The organism is Syntrophomonas palmitatica JCM 14374, from assembly GCF_001311885.1.
In the GTDB taxonomy this organism is placed as follows: Bacteria; Bacillota; Syntrophomonadia; order Syntrophomonadales; family Syntrophomonadaceae; genus Syntrophomonas_A; species Syntrophomonas_A palmitatica.
Genome location: NZ_BBCE01000012.1, coordinates 74,322 through 96,260, shown reverse-complemented (window position 1 = coordinate 96,260; position 21,939 = coordinate 74,322). Strand labels below are relative to the sequence as shown.

Sequence of the window (21,939 nt, the reverse complement as noted above, 5' to 3'; positions counted from 1 at the left end):
CAATTATAAATATTTTGTTCTTTGGCATGAACTTTGCATTAATAAATAATTCAAAATAGTAATTAGCTGCAATAGTTATTTTCAATATTATGGACACAGCATGCGACGATATATTACGGCCTGTAATTTTAAGGGAGGTGTAATTTGATGCCCAGTATAGAGGAGCTCATACAGGATTTATATTCTGAAGATGAGAAAACGCGAGCTTTTGCTGCTGAGGATATAGCCTATGATGGTCTTGTTGAGGGAATTGGCCCGATGCTGCAGCGTCTCGAAGTAGAAGAGTCCCGGTATGTACGTGAAGTAATCGTTAATAGTCTTAAGACTATGAGCGGTCCTGAATTAGTAGCTCAGGTAATTCCACACCTAAAAAGCGATGATGCTTTTGTGCGCAACGCCGGAATTGATATCCTGGCTTTACAGGGGGAAGAAACCCTTAAGGCACTGAGTAAAATTCTGCACGACAATGACAAGGATATAAGAAAATTCGCCCTGGATATATTACTGCAAATAGCCAGCGAGCAAAGCGGTGATTTAATTGCCGAAGGATTAAAGGACAGCGACATTAATAATGTAATAACGGCGGTCGAATATCTAGGACGACTTGAGAACAGAAACCATATAGCTGAAATCAATTCACTCTTTATGCGTACTGACAATGTTTTGTTAAGATGCACCTGTCTGGAATCCCTGGCGGTAATTGGTGATGATACCTCGGTTGAATACATTAACAAACGTTATCCTAATTACCAGGCAATTAGTTTCCTGGAACAGTATTCATTCCTGAAGTTTGTGGCTAAAAAGGGTTCTGACCTGCATATCCCGTTAATTATTGCTCTGATGCAGGAAAAGGGACAGGTAATGCACAAAGAAATAATTAATGCTATCGAAGGGATTCTCAAACGTAATGCCCGCGACTATCTTCCCGATGAATTATCTTCAATTTTGCCTGATTACCTTGAATCTGATATCAAAGACATCAATAAATACGAACTGCTGTTACTAATGGGGCGGTTTAAAAACAGTGATATTTTCCCGGTTTTAATCAAATATGCCCGCTCAGACAATCACCTGCTTTGTCTGGCTGCAGTAGAGGCTTTAGGTATGTATAAGAACAAAGAGGCTCTCCCGGTTCTTGAGAAACTGCAGCAGGAAACTACTGATGAGGAGATGCTGGAAGTAATCGGGAAAGCCATAAATCAGCTTTAGCAAATGAGGTGATTGTGAATTGGATCTGCCTCTGGAGTATTTTATTAAACTACGGAACCTTATTTATGAACGTACAGGAATCAATTATGAAGAGAACAAGATTTACTACATAAAAAAACGCTTGCAGCAAAGAATGCAGGCTTGCGAAATCGATGATGTCGAACAGTACATAAAACATTTAAAGCTCTTTGACCGCGGCGGCAAAGAGTTTCAAGAACTGATCAACCTGCTTACGGTTAATGAAACTTATTTTTTCCGGGAGTTTTCTCAGCTGCAGGTTTTTGCCGAATCCTGCCTGGATGAGGTGGTTAATGCCAAAAAATCCGGTGGAGCCAATACTCTTAAAGTATTATGCGCCGGATGTTCTACCGGCGAGGAAGCCTATACCCTGGCTATTATTCTCCGGGAAATGATCGATGACTATAAACGGTGGAATTTACTAGTAAAAGCCATTGATATTGATGAAAATGTTCTGGCTCGTGCCCGCCGGGGCATTTATGATAAAAGATCCGTAAAGGATGTGCCGGAGAGTTATCTTAATCGCTATTTTAAGAAACCTGTGCCGGGAGAGTATCATGTAGTTCCTGAGATAAAAGAAATGGTGCTCTTTGAACATGTGAACCTTATGGACCGCCGGGCGCTGCGCGCGGAAGATGGCTATGATTTCGTATTCTGCCGAAATGTCTTAATCTATTTTGATGATGTTTCACGTAAACAGGTGGTTGATAAATTTTACGGGGTATTAAACCGGGGTGGCTTTATATTTTTGGGACATGCCGAATCGCTTAGCCGTATGAGCACATCATTCAAAATTAAAAGGATTCAGGATCATATAGTCTATCAAAAGTAGAGCTATCAGTGCTTTTGGGGAGAAAGGAGGTAACCTATGGGAGGAAAAGTCCTTATTGTTGATGATTCGGAAATGATTCGCAATTTTCACAGCTACATCATTAAGAGTCTTGGTCTGGAGATTATTTCTGCTGTAGATGGGGCTGACGCGTTAGAGAAAATATATGGCTCGGACCAGGAACTCTTAATCTGTATAACCGATATCAATATGCCCAATATGGACGGATATACTTTAATCGAAAGGCTGCGGGAGGACCCTGTCTATGAAGACATCCCCATAATTATTGTCTCAACCGAGGATGAACTTAAAGACAAGCAGCGGGGCTTTGAAGCCGGGGCCAATATGTATTTAGTCAAACCCACTGACCCTGAGGACCTGCTGATGAACATCCGTATGCTGCTAGGCAGATAACGAAAGGTGGCCTGAAAGAATTGATTTTCAATTTCCAGGCGGACGATCTCGACATATTACAGGGGATCGTAGAAGAATCAAGCGAACACCTGAATGGAATTGAAGAAGGCATTTTAAGGCTGGAAAACGACTTTAATCCAGAACTGCTTGATTCGATATTTCGAGCCATGCATTCAGTTAAAGGTGTGGCCAGTTTTGTGGATTTTATACCTATAAAAGACACGGCCCATGTATTAGAGTCTTTTATGACTGATATGAAGAAGGGGCTCTACGCCTGTAACACAGAATTGACTGATATACTGCTGCGTGGAGTGGACATACTGAATGTTTTGATCGGGCAGCTGGCATTAAGCATTCAGAACCTGGATCTGGGACCAGGCCAGGAGAATTTCGAAATTGTCGTCGATGAAGGTGGTTTTCAAAGCTTTATAAATGAAGCTGAAACCCTGCGGCATTTAATGGAACAGGGAGAACCGCCCCTGGCTGCGTCTGCAGATGAACCGGAAATTGGAACAGGTCAAGAGGCCGAAGCTGCAAAAACTGTCAGTAATCTTATGAAGATGGAATTATCACCTTTATATGAACAAATGATAGGTGATTTTATAGAAGAAAGCAGTGAACACCTGGAAACGATTGAACAAAAGTGCGTTGAACTGGAAAAAAACTCCTCCGATCCTGAAATACTCAACTCCATTCTGCGTGGTTTCCATAGTATTAAAGGCGGGGCCGGTGTTATTGCCAGCATGCAGGAATCAGATCAAGCGGCTGAACCTATATTGGCGGTTAAAAAATTGACCCATGCAGTAGAATCCCTTCTGCAATCATACCGTAACGAGTCTATTGCTCCTCCGACCAATGTTATCGATTTAATCCTTAATGTAGTTGATAAAGTGGCGTACATCGTTAAAAGCCTTGACACTATGGAGGAAATCGATTTATCAATCGATCAGTTAATGGAGCGCGTGAATGCCATGTCTATTCGCAGCCAGGAGGAAATAAACCAGCAACAGGCACAAACTGCGGATAAACAGGTTCCGCAGCAATTTACCGCCTTTATCAATATCAGCACTCAAGCCCTGGAATCAATGGCGCATATCGTGGAAACGGTTCGTCAAAACAAACCGGGTTAACCGTAAAAGGGTTAAACAATACAGCCGTGCCCTAAAAAGCATCATATCCACGGCCAGTTATCTGAATTATGATGAACTGGTAGCGGAAGCACAAGAGGTTATGAACCATTTGGATAAACTGAGTCCTGAACAGGACCTGGTCAGTGAGGAACTTATTGATATTCTTAAAAGAAATTTTCAGCGTGTTAAAGAAATGCTTGATTTAAAAATCAGCACTATTCATTCATTGCTGGAAGAGGTACCGCCCAGTTATGCTGACAAAAAGCTGGGAGAAATTCTAGTTGAGGAGAAAAAGGTAACTCCCGATCAATTAAATTGGGCCTTAAACCAGCAAAAGAAAATCGGGGACATACTTGTTGACGGCGGAGTCATAAAACCGGCTGAATTGGATATGGTTTTAGCCAAACAGGCAGTAGCCCGGGAGAAAACCAGGGAGACCGATCAAACCAAAGCACCAGCCGATACGGGCGGTCAGTCTATCCGAGTCAGTCAGGAGAAACTGGATCGCTTAATGAACATGATAGGCGAACTTCTGATATCAAAAAACCGCATATTCCACCTGGCCAATACCATCAATATAACCTATGACATGCCCCCCCTGGCCAGAGAGGTCAAATCTGTCGCGGCTGAACTGGCCAGAATATCAGATGAATTACAGAACTCTATAATGTCGGCACGGATGGTTCCCCTAAAGGTACTTTTTCAGCGTTTTCCCAGAACCATACGCGATACGGCTAGAAAAGCCGGTAAACAAGTGGATCTGATTATTGAAGGGGAAGATACTGAATTAGATAAAACGGTTATAGAAGCCATTAACGACCCCCTGGTACATATGCTGCGCAATGCGGTTGACCACGGGTTGGAGTCGCCTGCTGACAGAAGGGCTGCAGGCAAAGATGAAACCGGGCAAGTTCGCTTAAGAGCTTATTATCAGGGTATCCACGCTATTATTGAGATTAGTGATGACGGCCGGGGCATGAATCCTGATGAAATCAAATATAAGGCGGTTAAAAAGGGTTTGATTAAAACCGAACAAATTGAAAATATGAGCAATGAAGATGCTTATCAATTGATTTTCGCTCCTGGCTTTAGTACCAGAGACGAGGTAAGCGAACTATCCGGCCGGGGAGTAGGGATGGATGTGGTGAAAACCAATGTCGAAAAAATCGGCGGTTCGGTTAATATGAACAGCCGATTGGGGCAAGGCACTACCTTTACTCTGAAAATACCGCTTTCTATGTCTATTATTCGCGGACTTATGGTTGAAACTGCCGGCCAACGTTTTGTTATCCCCCTGGATGCTATAGAAGAAACGGTTAAATTGCCGCGTAAGGCCATCAGAAAATATAAGCATAAAATGGTAGCTGATATTAGGGAGGAGATTCTTCCTATTGTTGATCTAAAAGATATCTTGGGACTTGACGCCGCAGGTGCGTTTAACAACCATAAAAAACTTTCCGCCAATGATCTCATTTCTATAGTGGTACTTAATATTGACGGCCTAAAAATGGGATTAATTATTGACGCTTTTCAAAAAGAACAGGAATTTGTAGTAAAGGCTCTGGGAGAGGACCTGGCCAACCTGAAGATATATACCGGTGCCAGCATTTTAGGTGATGGCAGCGTGGTGTTAATCCTAAACTGCGCCCAGTTGTTATAGGAATTTGCCACAGATGAAAACAGATAATTTATCTATGAATAATTAGCAATGTATTTCCGATATGACAAGTTTGTTTTAGGTCAAAAATAGGGCTGTTTACACTAATCCTAAAATCTATATGTATATAAATCTGTGTTAATCTGTGGCTGAAAATTCTGTATTTTATCCTGGTTTGGGGGTTCGGTGGTGGCGACGATCATTGTAGTGGCCAATAGAAAAGGCGGCAGCGGAAAAACCACCAGCAGCATCAATATTGCTGATGGTCTGGCCCGTGATGGAAAAAGAGTTCTGTTGGTAGATGCTGATTCCCAGGCCCAAGCCACAATAGGCTGCGGTATTATTCCATATCAATTGGAATCAAGCATATATGAACTTCTGCACCTCATAGCCGCAGGGCTTTCGGTCAAGGAAGAACTCAAATCGACTATTATAAAAGGCCAAAAACATTTTGATCTTTTACCTGCCCGAGCCGACCTGTCAGCTTTGGAAATAGAAGTTGCAGAGATCGACAATCGACATGTTTTAATGAAAGACCTTTTGATGGAACTAGATTATCTCTATGATTATATCCTCATAGATCTGCCGCCTGCTTTAGGTTTGATAAGCGTAAACAGTTTGGTAGCGGCGCGCTGGTTGATTATTCCTGTGGAACCTACCTTTCTTTCCATGGATGGACTGGCGCAAATGGTACAGATATTGTACCGTGTTAATGCCGAACTGAACCCCGATTTAAGACTGCTCGGCATACTGCCTGTAAAATGTGATCTCAGGACCAACCTGGCCAAAAGTGTACTGGATGAAATAAAGCAGAATTTTGGAGAGGATAAGTTATTGCCGCCTATAAGAAACGATATTAAGCTGGCCGAAGCTCCCAGCTTTGGTCAGAGTATTTTTGAATATTCCGCCGGGTGCCGCGGAGCTATGGATTACGGGACGCTGGTAACATCGATATTAACCAGGAGTGGTGAATAAATTGGCAGCAAAAAAAAACCTGGGTATGGGACTTGACCTATTATTATCAGCAGCTGAAACCAAGAAGCAGCTAGAAAGCATAGAAGAGGCTCAGCGGTTGTTTGCCATGGCTATTGATTTCGATGAAGAAGGCAACTGCCTGGAAGCATATTACTATTATCGCAAGATGATTGATGATTTTAGTCATCTTGAAAACCAGGCGAAATAGCCATGATGCTTTCCCAGCCTTCAATAACGCGGCAATCATCCTCTATGATAATGGCTGTACCAAAATGGCTATGGAGTACCTGCAGCAGGCGTTAGCCATTTCACCGCACAATCCGGTGGCAGAGGAAAATCTGGAACTGATACGCCAAGAAAATATTTAGCCAAATCGCGTAAACATTACAGGGTGGTGAGAATCTGCATGATTATTGGTATCGATCTGGGTACAACAAACTCACTGGCAGCCTTCATCAACCGCGAAGGCAAACCGGAGATTATTATCAATGAACGGGGCAGCCGCCTTACACCATCTGTAGTTCATTTCAAAAATGACATAGAAGTAATAGTTGGTGAAATGGCAAGGTCTCAGCTTATACTTAAGAGCGACCAAAGCGTGAGCTGCATTAAACGATATATGGGAACGGATTATCAGGTTAATATCATGGGAAGGAACTATAACCCCACCGAAATTTCAGGTTTGATTTTACGAAAGCTTCTTAAATACGCCCGCGAATACCTGGGACAGGATATAGAAGGAGCCGTTGTGACAGTTCCAGCCTACTTTAACGACAACCAGCGGCAGGCTACTTTGATGGCGGGAGAAATAGCCGGGGTAAAAATCCTTAAACTTTTAAATGAACCTACGGCAGCCGCTCTGGCATACGGTATTAATCTTGACACCAGACAGCATGTATTGGTCCTGGATATCGGCGGCGGAACCTTTGATATAACCTTAATGGAATATGAAGAGGGTTCCTGCCGGGTAATTGGCAGCGGCGGCTCAACCAGCTGGGAGGAATTGATTTTGATCAGAGGATAATTCAATCAATTTTGGAAACATTCAAGGAAACCCATGGCATAGATCTGAGCCATGATCCTATCGCCCTGCAGCAGGTGCAGATAAACGCGGAAAAGGCTAAGATTGACCTGTCCAGTGTTAATGAGTGTTCAATACTGATTCCATACATAACTATGGGCAAGACTGGTCCAATACACTTAAACCAGCTTATAAGACGAGAGGAATTTAACTTTCTCTGCCAGGATCTCTTCTCAGAAATACGAACCTTGATAGAACAGACCATAAACAGAGCCGGGGTAAATCGTTCCTGGGTGGATGTGGTGGTTCTGGCAGGGGGATCGTCACGTATGAGTGGTTTTCGAGAAATGGTGAATGAGTTATTCCCCGAAGTAGAAATAAAAACCGATATCAACCCTGATGAAGTAGTAGCCCTGGGGGCTGCCCTTGAAGGAGGGATGTTTTCAGGCGATATTCTCAGCGTTGAGCTGCATGATATAACCAGCCATACGCTGGGTATTCAGGATGACCAGGGTGAATTTATAACCCTGCTGCCAGCCGGTACTCCTTACCCGGCAGTGCAATCGTTATTATTTACGACCGTAGAGGATGACCAGGAGGAGGTGATAATACATATCCTGCAGCGGGATGAGATGGATGAATCCAGTCTTAACAACTACGTATCACTGGGCAAGTTTCACCTCGAAGGCATTCGTAAAGGACGAGCCGGAGAACCCAGCATTGATGTTACTTTTGAAATTGACAGCAACGGCATATTGAACGTATCGGCTCTCGATATAGATACGGGCACGCAAAACCAGGTTCAGATTACAGAACTTGGCTATGCGGGAGCCAATATGCTCCTGGCCCGCAGGGGCAGAGAACTAACGGTGATATAGATAAATAAATGTTTTATGAGGGGAATCAAAATCTAATCAATATATAAAGAAAAAAAAAGAGGGAGTGATTTTATGGCCAGGAAACTCGAAAGGCCCAGCAGCATGGAAGCTGCAGAAAAAACCGGGATTACGGTAAAAAAGGAAAATGATGAAGATATTGCGCGTAAAAGAGAAATGGCGAGAAAAATGGCTCAAGAAAAGGCACGCGCCCGTACCATGGCCAAGCAGCAGGCCATGGCTGAACGTATTGCCTCTGCCTCGGAGGAGTTATTAGCCGGCATCGAGGAATCAAATGCGGCCGCGCAGGAGTTTTCAAAACTTATGGACCGTCTGGCCTCAAACGGTCAGCAGGTAGGCAGCAGCAGCGAGGAAATGCGGGCTGCCGCTGTTCAGGTCAACCGTTCTGCTATTGAGCTGGAAAAAAGCTTTAGTCTATTAGTTAAATACGCCCAAAATGGTACTGGAACCAGTCAGGATTCCATCGAAGCCATGAACCTCATGATGGGACAGTTGAAAGAAGCCGCAGACAAAAATAGGCAGTCTGGAGCACGCATTGAAGAGTTAGAGGTTCAATCCAGAAAAATAGGAGATATAGTGCAGGCGGTGGTTATGATAGCTGATCAGACTAACCTGCTGGCATTAAATGCTGCTATTGAGGCTGCCCGCGCCGGGGAACATGGCCGCGGTTTTGCGGTAGTGGCTGATGAAGTCCGCAACCTGGCAGAGATATCAGAAAGGTCAGCGCGTGATATCAGAGGCGTGGTTGATGAAATCAGAACCGGGGTTGAAGAAGTAGTAAAAGACATTAACCGTGATGTTGAGATATTTACAACCATGCAGTCTGATTTAGAACATACCAACCAGGACTTTGGAAGAATGGGCGAAATGTTCAAGCATTATTCTGAAGTGGTTACACAATGTGCTGCCTTGTCCAGCGAACTGCAAAAACTGTCGGATGAGTTTTTAGGTATAAGCGAATCCATTGCTTCTGCTTCCGAACAGATATTATCGGGAACTGAGGAATCATCCAAAGCCGTTACCGAACAAGGCAAAGCCCTGTCTGAGGTAAATGTCGCGGCCCAGGAACTGAGTGAAATGGCCGAGGAACTTAAAACCTCCACCAATATTAATAAATCAGCGGAAGAAGTAGCAGCTACTGCTGAAGAACTATCAGCCAATATCGAAGAATTGAGCACTTCGGCTGCGCAGGTGGCCAGCGCCCTGGTACAGATGGCCGAGGGGGCCAAACTGGTGTTGAATGAATCGGAGAAGGCAGCTTCAATTGCCGAATCTTGTGCTTCTAAATGTGAACAGATGGTGGAGATTGCCGGCGGGGCTGCTGAAACTAAGAAAAAACTGGACGAATTGCTGGTGGAGTGCAGGAGCAGTGCTCGTGATGTATGGCAGAGGCTGCAGGATTGTATTAAATCCTACGAACATACCAACAATTCAGTTGAAGCCCTGCAGGACAAGATCCGCAGGATTGAAAAAATCGTTGATACTATTGAAAATGTATCCATCCAGACCAATATGCTGGCCGTAAACGGTTTTGTGGAAGCGGCTACCGCCGGCGAACATGGGCGCGGTTTCTCGGTTGTTGCAGGAGACATTCGCAACCTGGCCACTGAATCGGCTGAAAACGCAGATAAGATCAAAGATCTTGTAAGAGATATTCAATTACAAATGTCCAAGGTTGCGGTAGAGATATCGCAGTCCGAAGTTGTTTCCCGCAAAGCAGATGAACAGGCCGTGACGGCAGCGCAGAAGAATGCGGCGGTACAACGTGAACTGGAGGCTATTCAAAAGGTCCGCGAGGAAATCTGGAAACACATTCAAGAAAGTCAAAAAGCCATCACGGAAGACGAAAAGGAAGCCAAACGGGTTCTGGAAATAGTAAATGCTGCCGAACAGCAAGTAGAAGAGGCTTCACGGGTTGCCCAGGAACAGGCCAAAGCCATAGAGGAATTGGCCAATTCTATTGAGGAAATCGCTTCCATAGCAGATGAGATGCAGATCAACTAATCAGGAGGAAGAACGCAAGGACAAAGGGAGGGATTTGAATGAGTGCTGAAAGCATGTTCTCCTCTGATGAGATGCAGCTCGTAACCTTTGTGCTCGGTGACGAACATTTTGGTATAGATATCATGAACGTACAGGAAATCATCCGTACACCCTCAATAACTATTATTCCCCAGGCGCTTCATTTGTCGAAGGGGTAACCAACCTGCGGGGTGAAATTCTGCCGGTGGTTGATACGCGCATGCGGTTTGCCATGAACAAAGTGGAAAGGGATATTTCCAGCCGGGTAATAGTTGTTGATGTCAGAGGGACAAAAATTGGCTTGAGTGTTGATGCCGTTTCAGAAGTTTTGAGGGTTGAAAGTGAACGCATTGAAGCTGCTCCGGCCTTAGTATCGGGAATGGATGCAAGTTCTCTGGCCGGGGTGGTCAAAGTTAACGAAGGTAAAAAACTGGTCATGATTCTCGATGCTTCGAGCCTGTGCAGTATCGGTTCAGGCAAAGCCGGCGGCGAATCTGCTTTGCAGCGTGGGGCCAGGGAACAAAATACCCGGGATAATGACAGAAAAATTGAAGAGGTGCAGCTGGTTTCTTTCCTGTTGGGCAATGAAGAATTTGCATTGGAAATAGAAAATGTAAGAGAGATAATCCGTTATCCTGAGGTGGTAAAGGTTCCCAACATGCCTCACTATGTAAAAGGGGTTATCTCCCTGCGCGATAATCTTATGCCCATAATAGATATGCGTTTGAAGCTTAATACCGGTTCGGATGAAATAACGGACAGCACCCGCGTAATAGTCATCGATGTTGATAATACCCGGATAGGTTTAGTGGTGGACCGGGTCTATGAGGTGGCTCGCATACCGAAAGACACTATCTTTCCCCCGCCTCAAGCTTTAAACGTTGATACCAGCGAGCGTTTACAGGGCATTGCCCGGGTAGATGGCGGCAAACGTATAATCATGTTGATTGATCCCATGAGCATTATGACCAGGGAAGAATTACAGGATATAGGAAGCCTTGATAGTGCAGACAGTTCTGTCATTGATGAAGAAAATGATTATACAGATCAAATCGATGAAGAACAAATGGTAGTATTTAAACTGGCCGGAGAACAATTCGGAGTTCGGATTATCCAAGTGCAGGAAATCAATCGCCTGTCAAAAATAACCAAAGTTCCGCGCGCGCCTCGTTTTGTTGAAGGGGTTATAAATCTTAGAGGAGACGTTATTCCTTTAATTGACCTCAGAAAACGATTTGAAATAGAATCAAAGGAGCATAACGAGTTTACCCGCGTAATTGTCAGTGATATTAATAATAAAAAGATTGGTATAATTGTGGATGAAGTTCTGGAAGTATTGAGGATACCTGCCAATTTGCTTGAGCAAGCCCCCGATATTGTTCAGGAAAACGAGATGCAGAGCTTTATGGATGGCATTGCCAAACTTGAAAAACGTATGATCATGCTTCTAAATCTGGAGAACGTACTGGTAGAAAAAGAATGGCAAAAACTAGAATCGCTCAGCATGGGTCAGACCAGCCAGGATGAAACGCCTAAAAACCAGGTTAAGTCCAAAGAGGAAAAACCCAAATTAAAAAAACAGGGTAGGAGCGAACGAGTTTGATAAGAGTATTGATTGCTGATGATTCGGCACTCATGCGGAAAATGCTGAAACGAATACTGGAGACGGACCCGGATATCGAGATAGCGGGGATTGCCCGCGATGGGATAGATGTGGTGGAAAAAGCACGGGAAATTCGTCCTGATGTTATTACTATGGATGTCAATATGCCTGGTATGGACGGGATTACCGCTCTCCAGTACATAGTTAATGAAAAAATCTGCCCGGTTATCATGGTATCCTCTCTGACTCAGGAGGGCGCCATGACCACATTCGAATCCCTGGAACTGGGGGCGTTCGATTATGTAGGTAAACCGGGGGGAACTGTCTCCAGTAATATGGATGTCATTACTGATGAGTTGATAAGCAAAGTAAAAGCAGCTGCCGGTTTGAAAAAAAGACGGGGGATTGAAAAGCTGACCCGCTCGCCAGGGGAAAAACGGCAGGTGGTTAAAAATCCGCCCGTTTCTAATAAACCGGTTAAAGCAGTAGCCATGGGGATTTCTACCGGTGGCCCCAAGATGATATACGAAGTTCTTCCATTAATTCCCGCCAACATAAACGCCATTTTGTTTTTAGTTCAGCATATGCCGCCTAATTTTACATCAACTTATGTAAAACGTTTAAATGATTCATGCCAGTTAGAAGTTGTCGAAGCCCAGGCGGGAATGAAAGTAAGACCGGGCGTTGTCTATGTCGGCAGCGGAGGGCGGCATCTAAACCTGGTGAAGAATGCGTCTGGCGAAGTGATGATGCGGCTGCCCAGCAAACCGGACCATCTTTTTATCCCTTCAGTGGGTGTAATGATGGAATCGGTATTGAGTGTATATGGCAGCAAAACTATCGGAGTAATGATGACGGGGATGGGTAACGATGGTGCTGACGCTATGGTTAAGATTAAGAACGCCGGGGGCATTACTATTGCTGAAGCTGAAGAGAGCGCTATTGTGTGGGGCATGCCCGGCGAAGTGGTAAAAAAGGGCGGAGCCAGCATAGTAACTCCTATCTGGAATATTGCCAGCGAAATCATGAAAGCGGTCAATAAGTAGAGTATAGGGGAACAATAGAAGAACGATGCAGCACAGATTCACGCAGAGTAACATTTGGGTTCATCTGTGGTTAATACAGTGTTTTGGGGGGATTGTTGATGAAGGGCTTGAAAGCTGATGGAACTCCGATCAGGGTTATGGCGGTGGATGATTCGCCTATAACCAGAAAGATGATACGCAAGGCTTTGGAGCCGGAGGGCTTTGAAATAGTTGCTGAAGCCGGGAATGGCAAAGAAGCCCTGGAGGTATATTCCAAAGTGCAGCCGGATGTTATCACTATGGATGTAACTATGCCGATAATGGACGGGTTGGATGCTGCCGGGGCAATAAAAAAGCTGAATCCGTCTCAACGCATTGTAATGTTAAGCGCGATGGGGGATGCCGATATCATTGCCGATGCCCAGTCGCGCGGGATTACTGATTTTTGTACCAAACCGTTTAAACCGCAGGAAATGGTAGATAAGGTTCTGGAGCTAATGAGCAGGTGAGGTGTAATTAAATGGACAGCAGTACGCAAATAGCCCCTTTTATAGTGGCCGCTGCCGGGGTTTTCAAAGATTTGTTTGATATGGAAATTCGCAATGGCCAGCCCCAACAGGAAGGAGACTCATTTATCTCGCAAGGTTTTACTGTTATGGTAGGTTTAACGGATGGCTGGGAGGGATGGTTTCTGCTTGATATGAGCCAGGAAACCACCATGAATTTGGCCGGTATTATGACTGGTGAAACGTATTCGTCTCTGGAAGATGAAGAGGTGTTACTGGCGGGAGCAGAAATTGGCAATATCATCAGCGGCAATGCTATTACGGAAATAAACAACAAGCAGAAAGGTCTGAATATAAGATTGGCTCCGCCCAGCGTTTTTGCCGGAGACGGGTTAAATATGTTCAATGTTAGACTGAATTCCTGGTCGGTACTTTTGGACAGTGACGCCGGACCTATAAAAATCAATGTCGTGGCCAGGGAGGGAAAATAATATGGATGTTAAATACGTCAATTCATTTATAACTGGTCTCATGGACATTTTTGGCATGCTGGGCATGAACAGCGTCCAAAGGACAGGGCTTGCCAAACGGGCAAAGCTTCGCACCGATAATGATGTGAATGTAATTATTGGCCTGGTAGGCAGCATTAAAGGCAATGTGGTTTTGTCCATGCCTGAATCTACGGCAAAAAACATTGCTTCCACCATGATGGGGGGCATGGCGGTAGAACAATTTGATATGATGCCGAAAAGTGCCATCTGTGAGCTAACCAATATGGTTGCGGGTTCCAGCATGAGCAAATTGGAACAGATGGGTACTGTGGTGAACATTACCCCGCCTATGCTTATTAACGGTAAAAATATGATATCCATGATCAGCCAGGTTGAGACCCTGGTTATCAGTTTTAATACCAATGAGGGGCCTTTGGAAATGAATGTGGCTACAGAAGATTAGTGAGAAAATGGCCACAGATTATGGCTGCGGTTATGTTAGGTCAGCAAGATAATATCGTGTTTTAAGTATGGACGCCCATAACTACTTAATCGTTATAGTCCATGTTTCTTAAACGGTAATAGAGGGCACTGCGGGATATACCCAGGTTTCTGGCGGTGGCGGCTTTGTTGCCGTTATTTATTTTTAGAGCCCTTAAAATAACGGAATTCGAGATCTGATCCAGAGGTATTCCGTCAATGGCGATTGCTCCTTCATCCATAGGGCTGGCAGGGTTAGACTTAATTGGACTGCATATGGCAGACAGATGCTCAGCTCTCAGCATATTGTCATCTTCGGTTAATACTATCCATTCGATAATATTTCTTAATTCGCGGATATTGCCGGGCCAGTCATATTGCATCAGAATCCGGGCCGCCTGCGGGCTGATTTCTTTGAAATGCTTATTATGATTTTTGGAATATGTTTGCATCAGGTATTTAACCAGATTCAGCAGCCCGTCTTTTCGCAGGCGCAGAGGAGGAAGATAAATATGACCGACTTTTAAACGGTAGTAGAGGTCCTGGCGAAATTCTCCCCTTAATACCGCTTCCTTGAGATTACGGTTGCTGGCCCCAATAATTCTGGTATTGCTTTTGATCAGCTGCAGACCACCCACACGGTAAAACTCACGTTCTTGAATCAAACGCAGCAATTTGGCCTGTAAATCCAGAGGAATCTCGGAGATTTCATCCAGAAACAGACTTCCTCCCTGTGCCAGGTCAAGCTTACCCTCCTTGCCTTTGGTCAGGCCGCCGGAAAAACTTCCGCTTTCATAACCAAAAAGCTCGCTTTCAAAGAGTGAGGCCGAAATAGCCGCACAGTTGATAGCGATAAATGGACTTGATGAACCTTCATTGCCGAAGTGGACAAAACGGGCAATTAATTCTTTGCCTGTGCCGGTTTCACCTTCTATTAACACAGGAATAGATGGATTCTGATGAAGCTTTATAGCTACATTCATAATTTCTCGCATCGATTTTGAACAAACCGCTATTTCTTCGTCAGGACCCATAGTAAGCGGCGCAGGTGTCGCTTCCATAGGCAAAGGCTCATTAAGGGCATCGGGTTGCTTATTAGCAGGATTGGTTTTGAGTTCGGCTGCTTTATCGATAACTTTAATAAGTTCTTCTATGTTTAGAGGTTTTAGCAGGTAATCCATGGCTCCCGCCCGCATAGCTTCAATACTGCTCTCCATATCCCCATAGGCGGTAAACAGCACCATGGGCAGAGCCTGCCGGTTTGGCATATGCCGAACCTGGTGCATCAGATCCACACCCGAATTTCCCGGCATGCGCAAATCGGTAAGCAGTAAATCAACATTCTGCCGGGCCAGTGTCTCCAGGGCTTCGCTGGTGCTATGTTTATCCAGTACCTGGTGACCCAATTTACGTAAGAAATCAGCCAAATGTATACGGCTTCTTTCTTCGTCATCCACCAGCATGATTTTCACAGCAATCACCTCATATTCTTTCGCTAACGACTATTGGCAGCTGCAATACGAATGTGGCTCCTCCGGTTTGATTATTAAATACCTGAATATTGCCGTTTAAACGGTTCATAATGGAGTGAACCACGGATAAACCCAGCCCCATACCCTGGGGACTCGGTTTGGTGGTTACAAAAGGCTCAAATATTTTATCTATTAATTCCAGCGGAATTCCGCCAGCATTATCGCTTATTTCTAATATGCTGTGTTTGTCAGACCAGCGGGTACGGCACAGTATTTCTTTATGGTCTCCTTTAGACAAATCCAGGGCCTGCATGGAGTTCACCAGCAGGTTGATAATAACCTCGTCAAGACGGTTGGAATTTCCCCACATCATGGGGAGTTCTTGCTCAAATTCCAGTTTTATCTCAATGCCGTGAGCGGCCAGCTGCCGTCCCAGAATCCGCAGCGAATTGCATATAATATCATTCCAACTACAAGGTTCAATGACCAGTTCGTCATTAAGGTTGGCAAAAGAACGCATATGACGAATTATTTCTTCTATCCTTCCGAGTTCAAATGAAATGTCATTAATATGCGCAAAAATCTCTTCAAGTGTAAGGGGATAATTATTATTACGGCAGTACAGCATACCTTCAACCATTACTTTTATAGAGTTTAGCGGTTGGGCGATTTCATGCACCAGTCCTGCCGACATGGCACTGAGTGAACTGAGACGCTGCAGGGTCATGGTCTGTTCTTTCAGACGTTCTTTTTCCTGGTTAAGCTGCATTTGTTCACTAATATCGGCAAAAACCACGCAGTACCTGTTTATATTATGGTTATTGCTGATACTGCTGACCAGAACCAAAGAAGGGAAGGTCGCTTTATCCTTTCGGGTAACTTCAATTATTCCCTGCCAGGAACCATGTTTTCTCAAGCTTTGACGTATTTCTGTCCTTAAAGCCTGACTGATGGTTTTTACAACGGTTTCAGACGGCTTTTTACCCATCACATCGTTTAATTCATATAATGTTAGGAATGTAAAAGCTCGATTAGCCCAGGAAACAACTCCTTCTTCAATAACCACCAAGCCTTCAGAGATATTGTTAATCAGTTTCATAGCTACCCGTAAATCATAACGAGCTGCTTGATTGTCCAGGCTGTGATATATTATTTCCGCTACGGTAATCAATATGGTTATTTCATAAGGAGACCAGACACGTTCGTATCTAACCTGGTCAAATCCCACAAAACCTTGCAGTTTATTATGTTGAGATAAAGGCACTATAAGCAAAGATTTTATATCCTCGGCAAGCAGTTGTGCCTTTTCATACGCAGCTTCCAAAGGCATATCATTTACGCAGGGAATGTAGATATAGTCATTATTAACTAATTGAGTCAAACCCCACTGGTATTCATTAACGGGCACATTATTCAAGTTGTGTTTTTGTGGTCTGATGCCTTCTCTGCACCATTCATGGGTATTGGTTGCGGTTTGTTCCAAAGGGTCAATTTTAAAAACGTAGGCTCGGTCCGCATCAACAAATTCACCTATTATTTTAAGCGCTGATTCTATTTCTTCATCAATTTCAAGAGAATTCACATTTGCAAAACGTGCAGATATGGCGTTTAAAATCTGCTGTAATTCGAGCTGATATTTTAGAGTCTGTTCAAACAACTTGCGATCAGAAATGTCACTGATGAAAGCAATCCAGATAGGAAGCTCTTCGCCGGGGAATTGCATAGACTGAAGCCGCATATTTATTGGTACCCGCGTGCCGTCTTTGCAAATTATCTCGGTTTCCTTTAAACGGTGTAATGTACTGGCTTCCTCGGCGCTGGAAGGATATAGAAGATCGTTTTGTCTCTCGCGGTGGGTGAGAAAATGAATATTCAAATTCAATAACTCGTGTTGAGCAAAACCAGTCAGCCTTTCAAAGGCCTGGTTAAATGCTATAATACTGCCATCCATCCGCCCGGCTACAAATGGATTAAAAGAATTTTCCACGACATCGGCTAAAAAACCCAGGATTTCAAGGTTCTGTTTATCAAACAAGCGATTGAAAAACATATATTCTATCTCCTGGTAAAATAAATAAAATAACCCCAGCAAAAGGCGAAGTTTTATTTCTCTAAAAAAATTCTCTCATTCGACATGCTTTTCCTGCTTTTCTTAAAATTTTCCTAGGAGTTAAGCAAGGCGTTAAAGTTGGACTATGGCAAATGGTTAACATTAGAGGATTGAGAAAGGTAAATCAGGCCTGTCTCCAGTATTTGCGATCCAGACTACGGTATTGCAGGGCTTCGGCCAGGTGATGCACTTTAATATTTTCACAGCCTTCGAGGTCGGCAATGGTGCGAGACACTTTCAATATCCGGTCATAAGCCCGGGCGCTCATTTTTAATTTGTCAAAGGCATTCTTTAACAGAAATTCCGATTCTTCATCCAGACGGCAGTATTTTTTCACATCAGCCGGGCGCATTTGGGAGTTAAGTCTTATCTTATGCCTGGAAAACCGCTTTTTCTGAATATCTCTGGCTCTGATCACTTTCTCACGTATAGCCGCGGAACTCTCGCCATTTCCGCGGTCCCTTAACTGCTCATAATTTACCCTGGGCACCTCCACATGCAAATCCATCCTATCTAAGAGAGGACCGCTGATGCGGCTCAAGTATTTTTGAATCTGCAGGGGTGTACAGGCGCATTCCAGGTCGGATCCGAAGAAGCCGCACGGGCATGGGTTCATTGAACCGATGAGCGCGAAGTCTGCCGGGTAGGTATGGGTTGCCTGGGCGCGCGCTACTGTTACTACTTTATCTTCCAGGGGCTGACGCAGCGCTTCCAGTACATCGCGGCTAAACTCAGGGAATTCATCTAAAAAGAGCACTCCGTTTTGAGCCAGGGTTATTTCGCCGGGACGAGGGATGCGTCCTCCGCCGATAATACTGGCAGCTGAAGCATTTTTATGAGGAGCGCGGAAAGGACGGTTTTCTATGAGTGGGTGATCAGGATTGAGCAAACCGGCTACTGAATAAATGCGGGTAGTTTCCAGTACTTCTTCCCGAGTCATATCCGGCATGATGCCAGGCATTCGTCTGGCTAACATGGTTTTACCTCCCCCGGGCGGACCAATCAAGAGTATATTATGAGAACCGGCTGCGGCTATCTGCATACCCCGTTTGGCAGTTTCCTGGCCTTTTACATCGGCAAAATCAGGCAGGTTATTAGGAGATATTATATCATTATCTTTTTTGCTTACCTTAAGAAGTTCGGCGTTATTTTCAAGGTATCTGCAGACCTCCTGCAGATTGTTGGCAGCCATTGATTGAATTTCGCTTACCAGGCAGCTTCCTGACTGTTGCCGGGGGGAATGATAAAAATACTGTCTGGTTTTGATTGAAGTAATTCCAAACACATGGGCAGAATTCCGGGGACAGTACGCAGGCTGCCATCCAGGGATAGTTCCCCAGCCCAAAACATATCAGGGTTAGGAGTGTTAGGCAGTTGTTCAGAGGCCAGCAAAATACCCAGGGCAATGGCCAGGTCGAAATGACTGCCTTCTTTTTTTAGATCAGCCGGGGCCAGGTTGACTATGATCTTCCGGTTGGGAAATTCATAGCCCGAGTTCTTAATGGCTGATTTAACACGTTCGCGAGCCTCTTTTAAGGCTGCTTGCGCCAGGCCGACTAATTCAAAGGCTGGCAACCCTGTCTGCAGGTCGACTTCAACCTTAACGGGCTGGGCATATATTCCGTTAATTACCAGAGTATTCAAAGAAGCCAGCATGAAATCATCACCAAAAAAGTAATATAGCAAAGTAATTCTACAATAAAAAACAAAATCCTTTGTGTATGGTTATCAGAGTAAAAATCAACTTAAATGCTATTAGAAAACAAAATTGGGACTGGTCTAAAGGCGGGAAAAGATAGAAAATATAATATAGGTCTTTTTTTCTAAATTGTAACCATTCCTTGTCATGGGAGGGTATTTCATGTATGAAACTGCGCCATGGATTGCATTAATTCATGGTTTTGCCACGGGTTTTATCTGTACCTGGCTGGGACTTATTCTCGTTAATATTAGACCTAGCCTGATAAAAATTGGATTATTAGCGGTATGTTTTGCTATCGTAAATACCCTGGTTAGAAGTTTAAATATGCCTTTTGGTATAGATTTCTTTATTATGACTGCTTTTCAAGTTATTCTGGTCATGTTTTACTGGAATTTAAATCTGCTCCGATCTTTTGTAAGCGTTGTATTAGGGGTTCTGATCCTGCTTGTAGGTGAAGCCTTAAATCTTTCTTTAATGTTTAATGTGTTTGATATAAACATGCAAGCCTTAACCTATAATCGTTTAATCCTTCTTATCTTTCCGTTGCCACAGATTGCGGCCGCATTGATAATTATAGCCATAATTTACAAGTATGATTTTCACCTGTTTGATTTTCACGACCAGGTTTTGCATGAATCCTTTTATTCCAATGAAAAACGGGTTAAAAACATTATGGTACTGGCAGCGGTTATGTTTTTCTTAATAATTGTGCAAATCGTATTTAATGTAAGCATATTTAATTTATATCCCCATCCCTTCCTAAAAAATCTTCCTGCCAGGGATATCGGACTCATAACCAGTACGGCTATGGCTACAGCCTTTATTGTGCTGGTGATCATTATCGAGCAATTATTTGTTCTGCTTCAAACCGAATCAGATTATATTAATCAGTCAGCCTATATGCAAACCCTGGATGAACTATATACGGCCAGCCGAGCCGAAGCCCACGACCGCATTAATCACCTCCAGACATTATACGGTTTTGTACAATTGGGATACCTGGACGAGACCCGCAGCTATTTGGAGGAATTAATGGGCGACATGGTAATTTCCCAAAATTATTATGCAACCGGGCATCAGGCTTTGTCAGCATTGTTTTACATTAAATCCGGTCTGGCGATATCCAAAGGCATCCAACTGGAAATATCTACTGACACCAGGATTGAACATATGGATATTCCGGCTCATGAAATTAACCGTATAATCGGCAATCTTATTAATAATGCTCTGGATTTCGTGTCATCTCTCGAAAAAAACCTAAGAAAAGTCATAATTTATATAACCGCTGATGACAGATTTTTTATCTTTAAAATCAGCAATCATGGTAATCTTGATGCAAATATGTTCCAAAAAATTTTTGAAAAGAACTTTACTACCAAGTCTGGTCAGCATCAGGGATTAGGACTGTATATCGTTAAGAAGTTAGTAGACAAGCATAATGGAACTATACAGGTAAACAACCAGGATAATATGGTGGTTTTTACGGTTCAGATTCCTAAATCGTCTGGCGGAGGCGATAACTATGAATACCATAGCCAGGACTATAGCGCACCGCTTGGCGGCAGGTGCGACAGGGCGAATTGATGAAGAATATATCCGTTACGGCCTAGAAGTGTTCTTAGGTGCTTTTTTTCAGATATCTATCATTCTGTTACTCGCCTGGCCATTAGGAATCTTTAGACAAACACTGGCCATTGTTTGTGCCGCAGCGTTATATCGCCGCTTTGCGGGAGGGGCTCACTGCGGCGCTTATTATCGCTGTACCATCATGGGCTGGTTTAGTTTCCTAGGCCTTTCTTATATCTGCCGTTTTATAGATTTAACTTATTATCCGTATTATTTTAGTATTACATTATTATCATGTTTTCTAGTTATTTATCTTAAGGCGCCTGTAGATACAGAAGAAAAACCGGTAAGTAATCCGCGGCACCGAAGTCAGCTGAGAATTAAATCTTTTCTTATTGTGACGGCTTTTTTGCTCTTATCGCTTCTTGCTAAAGCAAATGGCTTAGATCTGCTGGCAGTCGGTTTTTTATTAGGTTTGTTGTGGCAGACATTCACTATGACTCCCTGGGGCGCTTTATATATGCACCTTTGGGATAGATTATTAGGTGGTTTTACCAATCAATATGTGGGGAAGGAGGGAGTATGATGTTAACAAAAGTTAAAAATCTTATTTGTACTTCTCTGGCTCTGGTATTCGCTGTAGTGGCTGCAGGTAATATGCAGGCTTGCTGTCCGTTGGTGGGTTATCAGCCTGAAATACCCCAAAAAAATAACTAAAAAAATCAAAGATATAATAAGGTATAAATTTAAACAGGCACATGAGGCCTGTTTTTTTGTTTTAAATTTGTATAGATTTTAACCTGACAAGGCATG

22 protein-coding genes and 1 pseudogene are annotated in these 21,939 nt (G+C 43.7%); 19 read left to right on the top strand and 4 right to left on the bottom strand.

Annotated features, from left to right (window positions below; genetic code table 11):
- The first annotated feature begins 147 nt into the window (after nt 1–147).
- From JCM14374_RS08385 to JCM14374_RS08320, 16 genes and pseudogenes are all read left to right on the top strand, one after another.
- Nucleotides 148–1,209: a HEAT repeat domain-containing protein gene (locus tag JCM14374_RS08385; protein WP_054695994.1), complete on the top strand. Its 1,062-nt coding sequence runs from the start codon at nt 148–150 to the stop codon at nt 1,207–1,209.
- Between the two features lie 19 nt (nt 1,210–1,228).
- On the top strand, nt 1,229–2,059 hold the full coding sequence (locus JCM14374_RS08380; RefSeq protein WP_054695991.1) for a CheR family methyltransferase: 831 nt from the start codon (nt 1,229–1,231) through the stop codon (nt 2,057–2,059).
- A 36-nt stretch (nt 2,060–2,095) separates the two neighbouring features.
- Nucleotides 2,096–2,470 (top strand): response regulator, encoded by a 375-nt coding sequence (locus JCM14374_RS08375; RefSeq protein WP_054695988.1) that lies wholly within the window; start codon nt 2,096–2,098, stop codon nt 2,468–2,470.
- A 20-nt stretch (nt 2,471–2,490) separates the two neighbouring features.
- Nucleotides 2,491–3,600, top strand: coding sequence for an Hpt domain-containing protein (locus JCM14374_RS14660; RefSeq protein ID WP_242848902.1), 1,110 nt, complete (start codon nt 2,491–2,493; stop codon nt 3,598–3,600).
- 109 nt (nt 3,601–3,709) lie between these two features.
- Entirely contained in the window at nt 3,710–5,260 is a 1,551-nt protein-coding gene (locus tag JCM14374_RS14655; RefSeq protein ID WP_242848901.1) for a chemotaxis protein CheA, read from the top strand.
- 186 nt (nt 5,261–5,446) lie between these two features.
- Nucleotides 5,447–6,232, top strand: coding sequence for a ParA family protein (locus JCM14374_RS08365; protein WP_054695985.1), 786 nt, complete (start codon nt 5,447–5,449; stop codon nt 6,230–6,232).
- Nucleotide 6,233: 1 nt separating this feature from the next.
- Entirely contained in the window at nt 6,234–6,440 is a 207-nt protein-coding gene (locus JCM14374_RS08360; RefSeq protein ID WP_054695982.1) for a hypothetical protein, read from the top strand.
- The gene (locus tag JCM14374_RS08355; protein ID WP_054695979.1) at nt 6,421–6,600 is read left to right on the top strand and encodes a tetratricopeptide repeat protein; all 180 of its coding nucleotides are present in this window, start codon (nt 6,421–6,423) and stop codon (nt 6,598–6,600) included. The genes JCM14374_RS08360 and JCM14374_RS08355 overlap by 20 nt, the downstream gene beginning before the upstream one ends.
- A 38-nt stretch (nt 6,601–6,638) precedes the next feature.
- A pseudogene (locus JCM14374_RS15770) lies at nt 6,639–8,131 on the top strand (Hsp70 family protein).
- 72 nt (nt 8,132–8,203) lie between these two features.
- The gene (locus tag JCM14374_RS08345; RefSeq protein ID WP_054695976.1) at nt 8,204–10,153 is read left to right on the top strand and encodes a methyl-accepting chemotaxis protein; all 1,950 of its coding nucleotides are present in this window, start codon (nt 8,204–8,206) and stop codon (nt 10,151–10,153) included.
- Between the two features lie 38 nt (nt 10,154–10,191).
- Complete coding sequence (locus JCM14374_RS15765) at nt 10,192–10,350, top strand: chemotaxis protein CheW (RefSeq protein WP_369397322.1); 159 nt, start codon at nt 10,192–10,194, stop codon at nt 10,348–10,350.
- Between the two features lie 26 nt (nt 10,351–10,376).
- Nucleotides 10,377–11,774: a chemotaxis protein CheW gene (locus JCM14374_RS15760; protein WP_369397321.1), complete on the top strand. Its 1,398-nt coding sequence runs from the start codon at nt 10,377–10,379 to the stop codon at nt 11,772–11,774.
- Nucleotides 11,771–12,820 carry a protein-glutamate methylesterase/protein-glutamine glutaminase gene (locus JCM14374_RS08335; RefSeq protein WP_054695973.1) on the top strand — a complete coding sequence of 350 codons (1,050 nt, stop codon included), beginning with the start codon at nt 11,771–11,773 and terminating at the stop codon, nt 12,818–12,820. The genes JCM14374_RS15760 and JCM14374_RS08335 overlap by 4 nt, the downstream gene beginning before the upstream one ends.
- A 98-nt stretch (nt 12,821–12,918) precedes the next feature.
- Entirely contained in the window at nt 12,919–13,308 is a 390-nt protein-coding gene (locus JCM14374_RS08330) for a response regulator (RefSeq protein ID WP_054695970.1), read from the top strand.
- Between the two features lie 11 nt (nt 13,309–13,319).
- Entirely contained in the window at nt 13,320–13,796 is a 477-nt protein-coding gene (locus tag JCM14374_RS08325) for a chemotaxis protein CheX (protein WP_054695967.1), read from the top strand.
- A 1-nt stretch (nt 13,797) separates the two neighbouring features.
- Complete coding sequence (locus JCM14374_RS08320) at nt 13,798–14,259, top strand: chemotaxis protein CheX (protein ID WP_054695964.1); 462 nt, start codon at nt 13,798–13,800, stop codon at nt 14,257–14,259.
- A gap of 85 nt (nt 14,260–14,344) precedes the next feature.
- On the opposite strand, the gene JCM14374_RS08315 is transcribed toward JCM14374_RS08320, so the two are convergent.
- From JCM14374_RS08315 to JCM14374_RS15755, 4 genes are all read right to left on the bottom strand, one after another.
- Entirely contained in the window at nt 14,345–15,739 is a 1,395-nt protein-coding gene (locus JCM14374_RS08315; RefSeq protein WP_242848906.1) for a sigma-54-dependent transcriptional regulator, read from the bottom strand.
- Nucleotides 15,740–15,758: 19 nt separating this feature from the next.
- On the bottom strand, nt 15,759–17,798 hold the full coding sequence (locus tag JCM14374_RS08310; protein WP_054695958.1) for a PAS domain S-box protein: 2,040 nt from the start codon (nt 17,796–17,798) through the stop codon (nt 15,759–15,761).
- Between the two features lie 184 nt (nt 17,799–17,982).
- On the bottom strand, nt 17,983–19,050 hold the full coding sequence (locus JCM14374_RS08305; RefSeq protein ID WP_369397320.1) for a YifB family Mg chelatase-like AAA ATPase: 1,068 nt from the start codon (nt 19,048–19,050) through the stop codon (nt 17,983–17,985).
- Between the two features lie 14 nt (nt 19,051–19,064).
- Complete coding sequence (locus JCM14374_RS15755; RefSeq protein ID WP_369397319.1) at nt 19,065–19,514, bottom strand: magnesium chelatase domain-containing protein; 450 nt, start codon at nt 19,512–19,514, stop codon at nt 19,065–19,067.
- A 205-nt stretch (nt 19,515–19,719) separates the two neighbouring features.
- Here JCM14374_RS15755 and JCM14374_RS08300 point away from each other — a divergent pair, with 205 nt between their 5' ends.
- The 3 genes from JCM14374_RS08300 to JCM14374_RS13135 are packed head-to-tail and all read left to right on the top strand — an operon-like array spanning nt 19,720 to nt 21,843.
- Nucleotides 19,720–21,144, top strand: a complete 1,425-nt coding sequence (locus JCM14374_RS08300; protein WP_054695954.1) for a sensor histidine kinase — start codon at nt 19,720–19,722, stop codon at nt 21,142–21,144.
- Complete coding sequence (locus tag JCM14374_RS08295) at nt 21,083–21,712, top strand: accessory gene regulator ArgB-like protein (RefSeq protein ID WP_054695951.1); 630 nt, start codon at nt 21,083–21,085, stop codon at nt 21,710–21,712. The genes JCM14374_RS08300 and JCM14374_RS08295 overlap by 62 nt, the downstream gene beginning before the upstream one ends.
- Nucleotides 21,712–21,843, top strand: coding sequence for a cyclic lactone autoinducer peptide (locus JCM14374_RS13135; protein WP_172674192.1), 132 nt, complete (start codon nt 21,712–21,714; stop codon nt 21,841–21,843). Before JCM14374_RS08295 ends, JCM14374_RS13135 begins: the two co-directional genes overlap by 1 nt.
- The last annotated feature ends 96 nt before the right edge of the window (nt 21,844–21,939 follow it).

What these genes read in the sequence shown, in the direction of transcription:
- JCM14374_RS08385 (WP_054695994.1), top strand. Translation starts at nt 148, where the DNA reads ATGCCCAGTATAGAGGAGCTCATACAGGATTTATATTCTGAAGATGAG.
- JCM14374_RS08375 (WP_054695988.1), top strand. Translation starts at nt 2,096, where the DNA reads ATGGGAGGAAAAGTCCTTATTGTTGATGATTCGGAAATGATTCGCAAT.
- JCM14374_RS08345 (WP_054695976.1), top strand. Translation starts at nt 8,204, where the DNA reads ATGGCCAGGAAACTCGAAAGGCCCAGCAGCATGGAAGCTGCAGAAAAA.
- JCM14374_RS15765 (WP_369397322.1), top strand. Translation starts at nt 10,192, where the DNA reads ATGAGTGCTGAAAGCATGTTCTCCTCTGATGAGATGCAGCTCGTAACC.
- JCM14374_RS08330 (WP_054695970.1), top strand. Translation starts at nt 12,919, where the DNA reads ATGAAGGGCTTGAAAGCTGATGGAACTCCGATCAGGGTTATGGCGGTG.
- JCM14374_RS08325 (WP_054695967.1), top strand. Translation starts at nt 13,320, where the DNA reads ATGGACAGCAGTACGCAAATAGCCCCTTTTATAGTGGCCGCTGCCGGG.
- JCM14374_RS08320 (WP_054695964.1), top strand. Translation starts at nt 13,798, where the DNA reads ATGGATGTTAAATACGTCAATTCATTTATAACTGGTCTCATGGACATT.
- JCM14374_RS08315 (WP_242848906.1), bottom strand. Translation starts at nt 15,739, where the DNA reads ATGCTGGTGGATGACGAAGAAAGAAGCCGTATACATTTGGCTGATTTC.
- JCM14374_RS08310 (WP_054695958.1), bottom strand. Translation starts at nt 17,798, where the DNA reads ATGTTTTTCAATCGCTTGTTTGATAAACAGAACCTTGAAATCCTGGGT.
- JCM14374_RS08305 (WP_369397320.1), bottom strand. Translation starts at nt 19,050, where the DNA reads ATGGCTGCCAACAATCTGCAGGAGGTCTGCAGATACCTTGAAAATAAC.
- JCM14374_RS15755 (WP_369397319.1), bottom strand. Translation starts at nt 19,514, where the DNA reads ATGCTGGCTTCTTTGAATACTCTGGTAATTAACGGAATATATGCCCAG.
- JCM14374_RS08300 (WP_054695954.1), top strand. Translation starts at nt 19,720, where the DNA reads ATGTATGAAACTGCGCCATGGATTGCATTAATTCATGGTTTTGCCACG.
- JCM14374_RS08295 (WP_054695951.1), top strand. Translation starts at nt 21,083, where the DNA reads ATGAATACCATAGCCAGGACTATAGCGCACCGCTTGGCGGCAGGTGCG.
- JCM14374_RS13135 (WP_172674192.1), top strand. Translation starts at nt 21,712, where the DNA reads ATGTTAACAAAAGTTAAAAATCTTATTTGTACTTCTCTGGCTCTGGTA.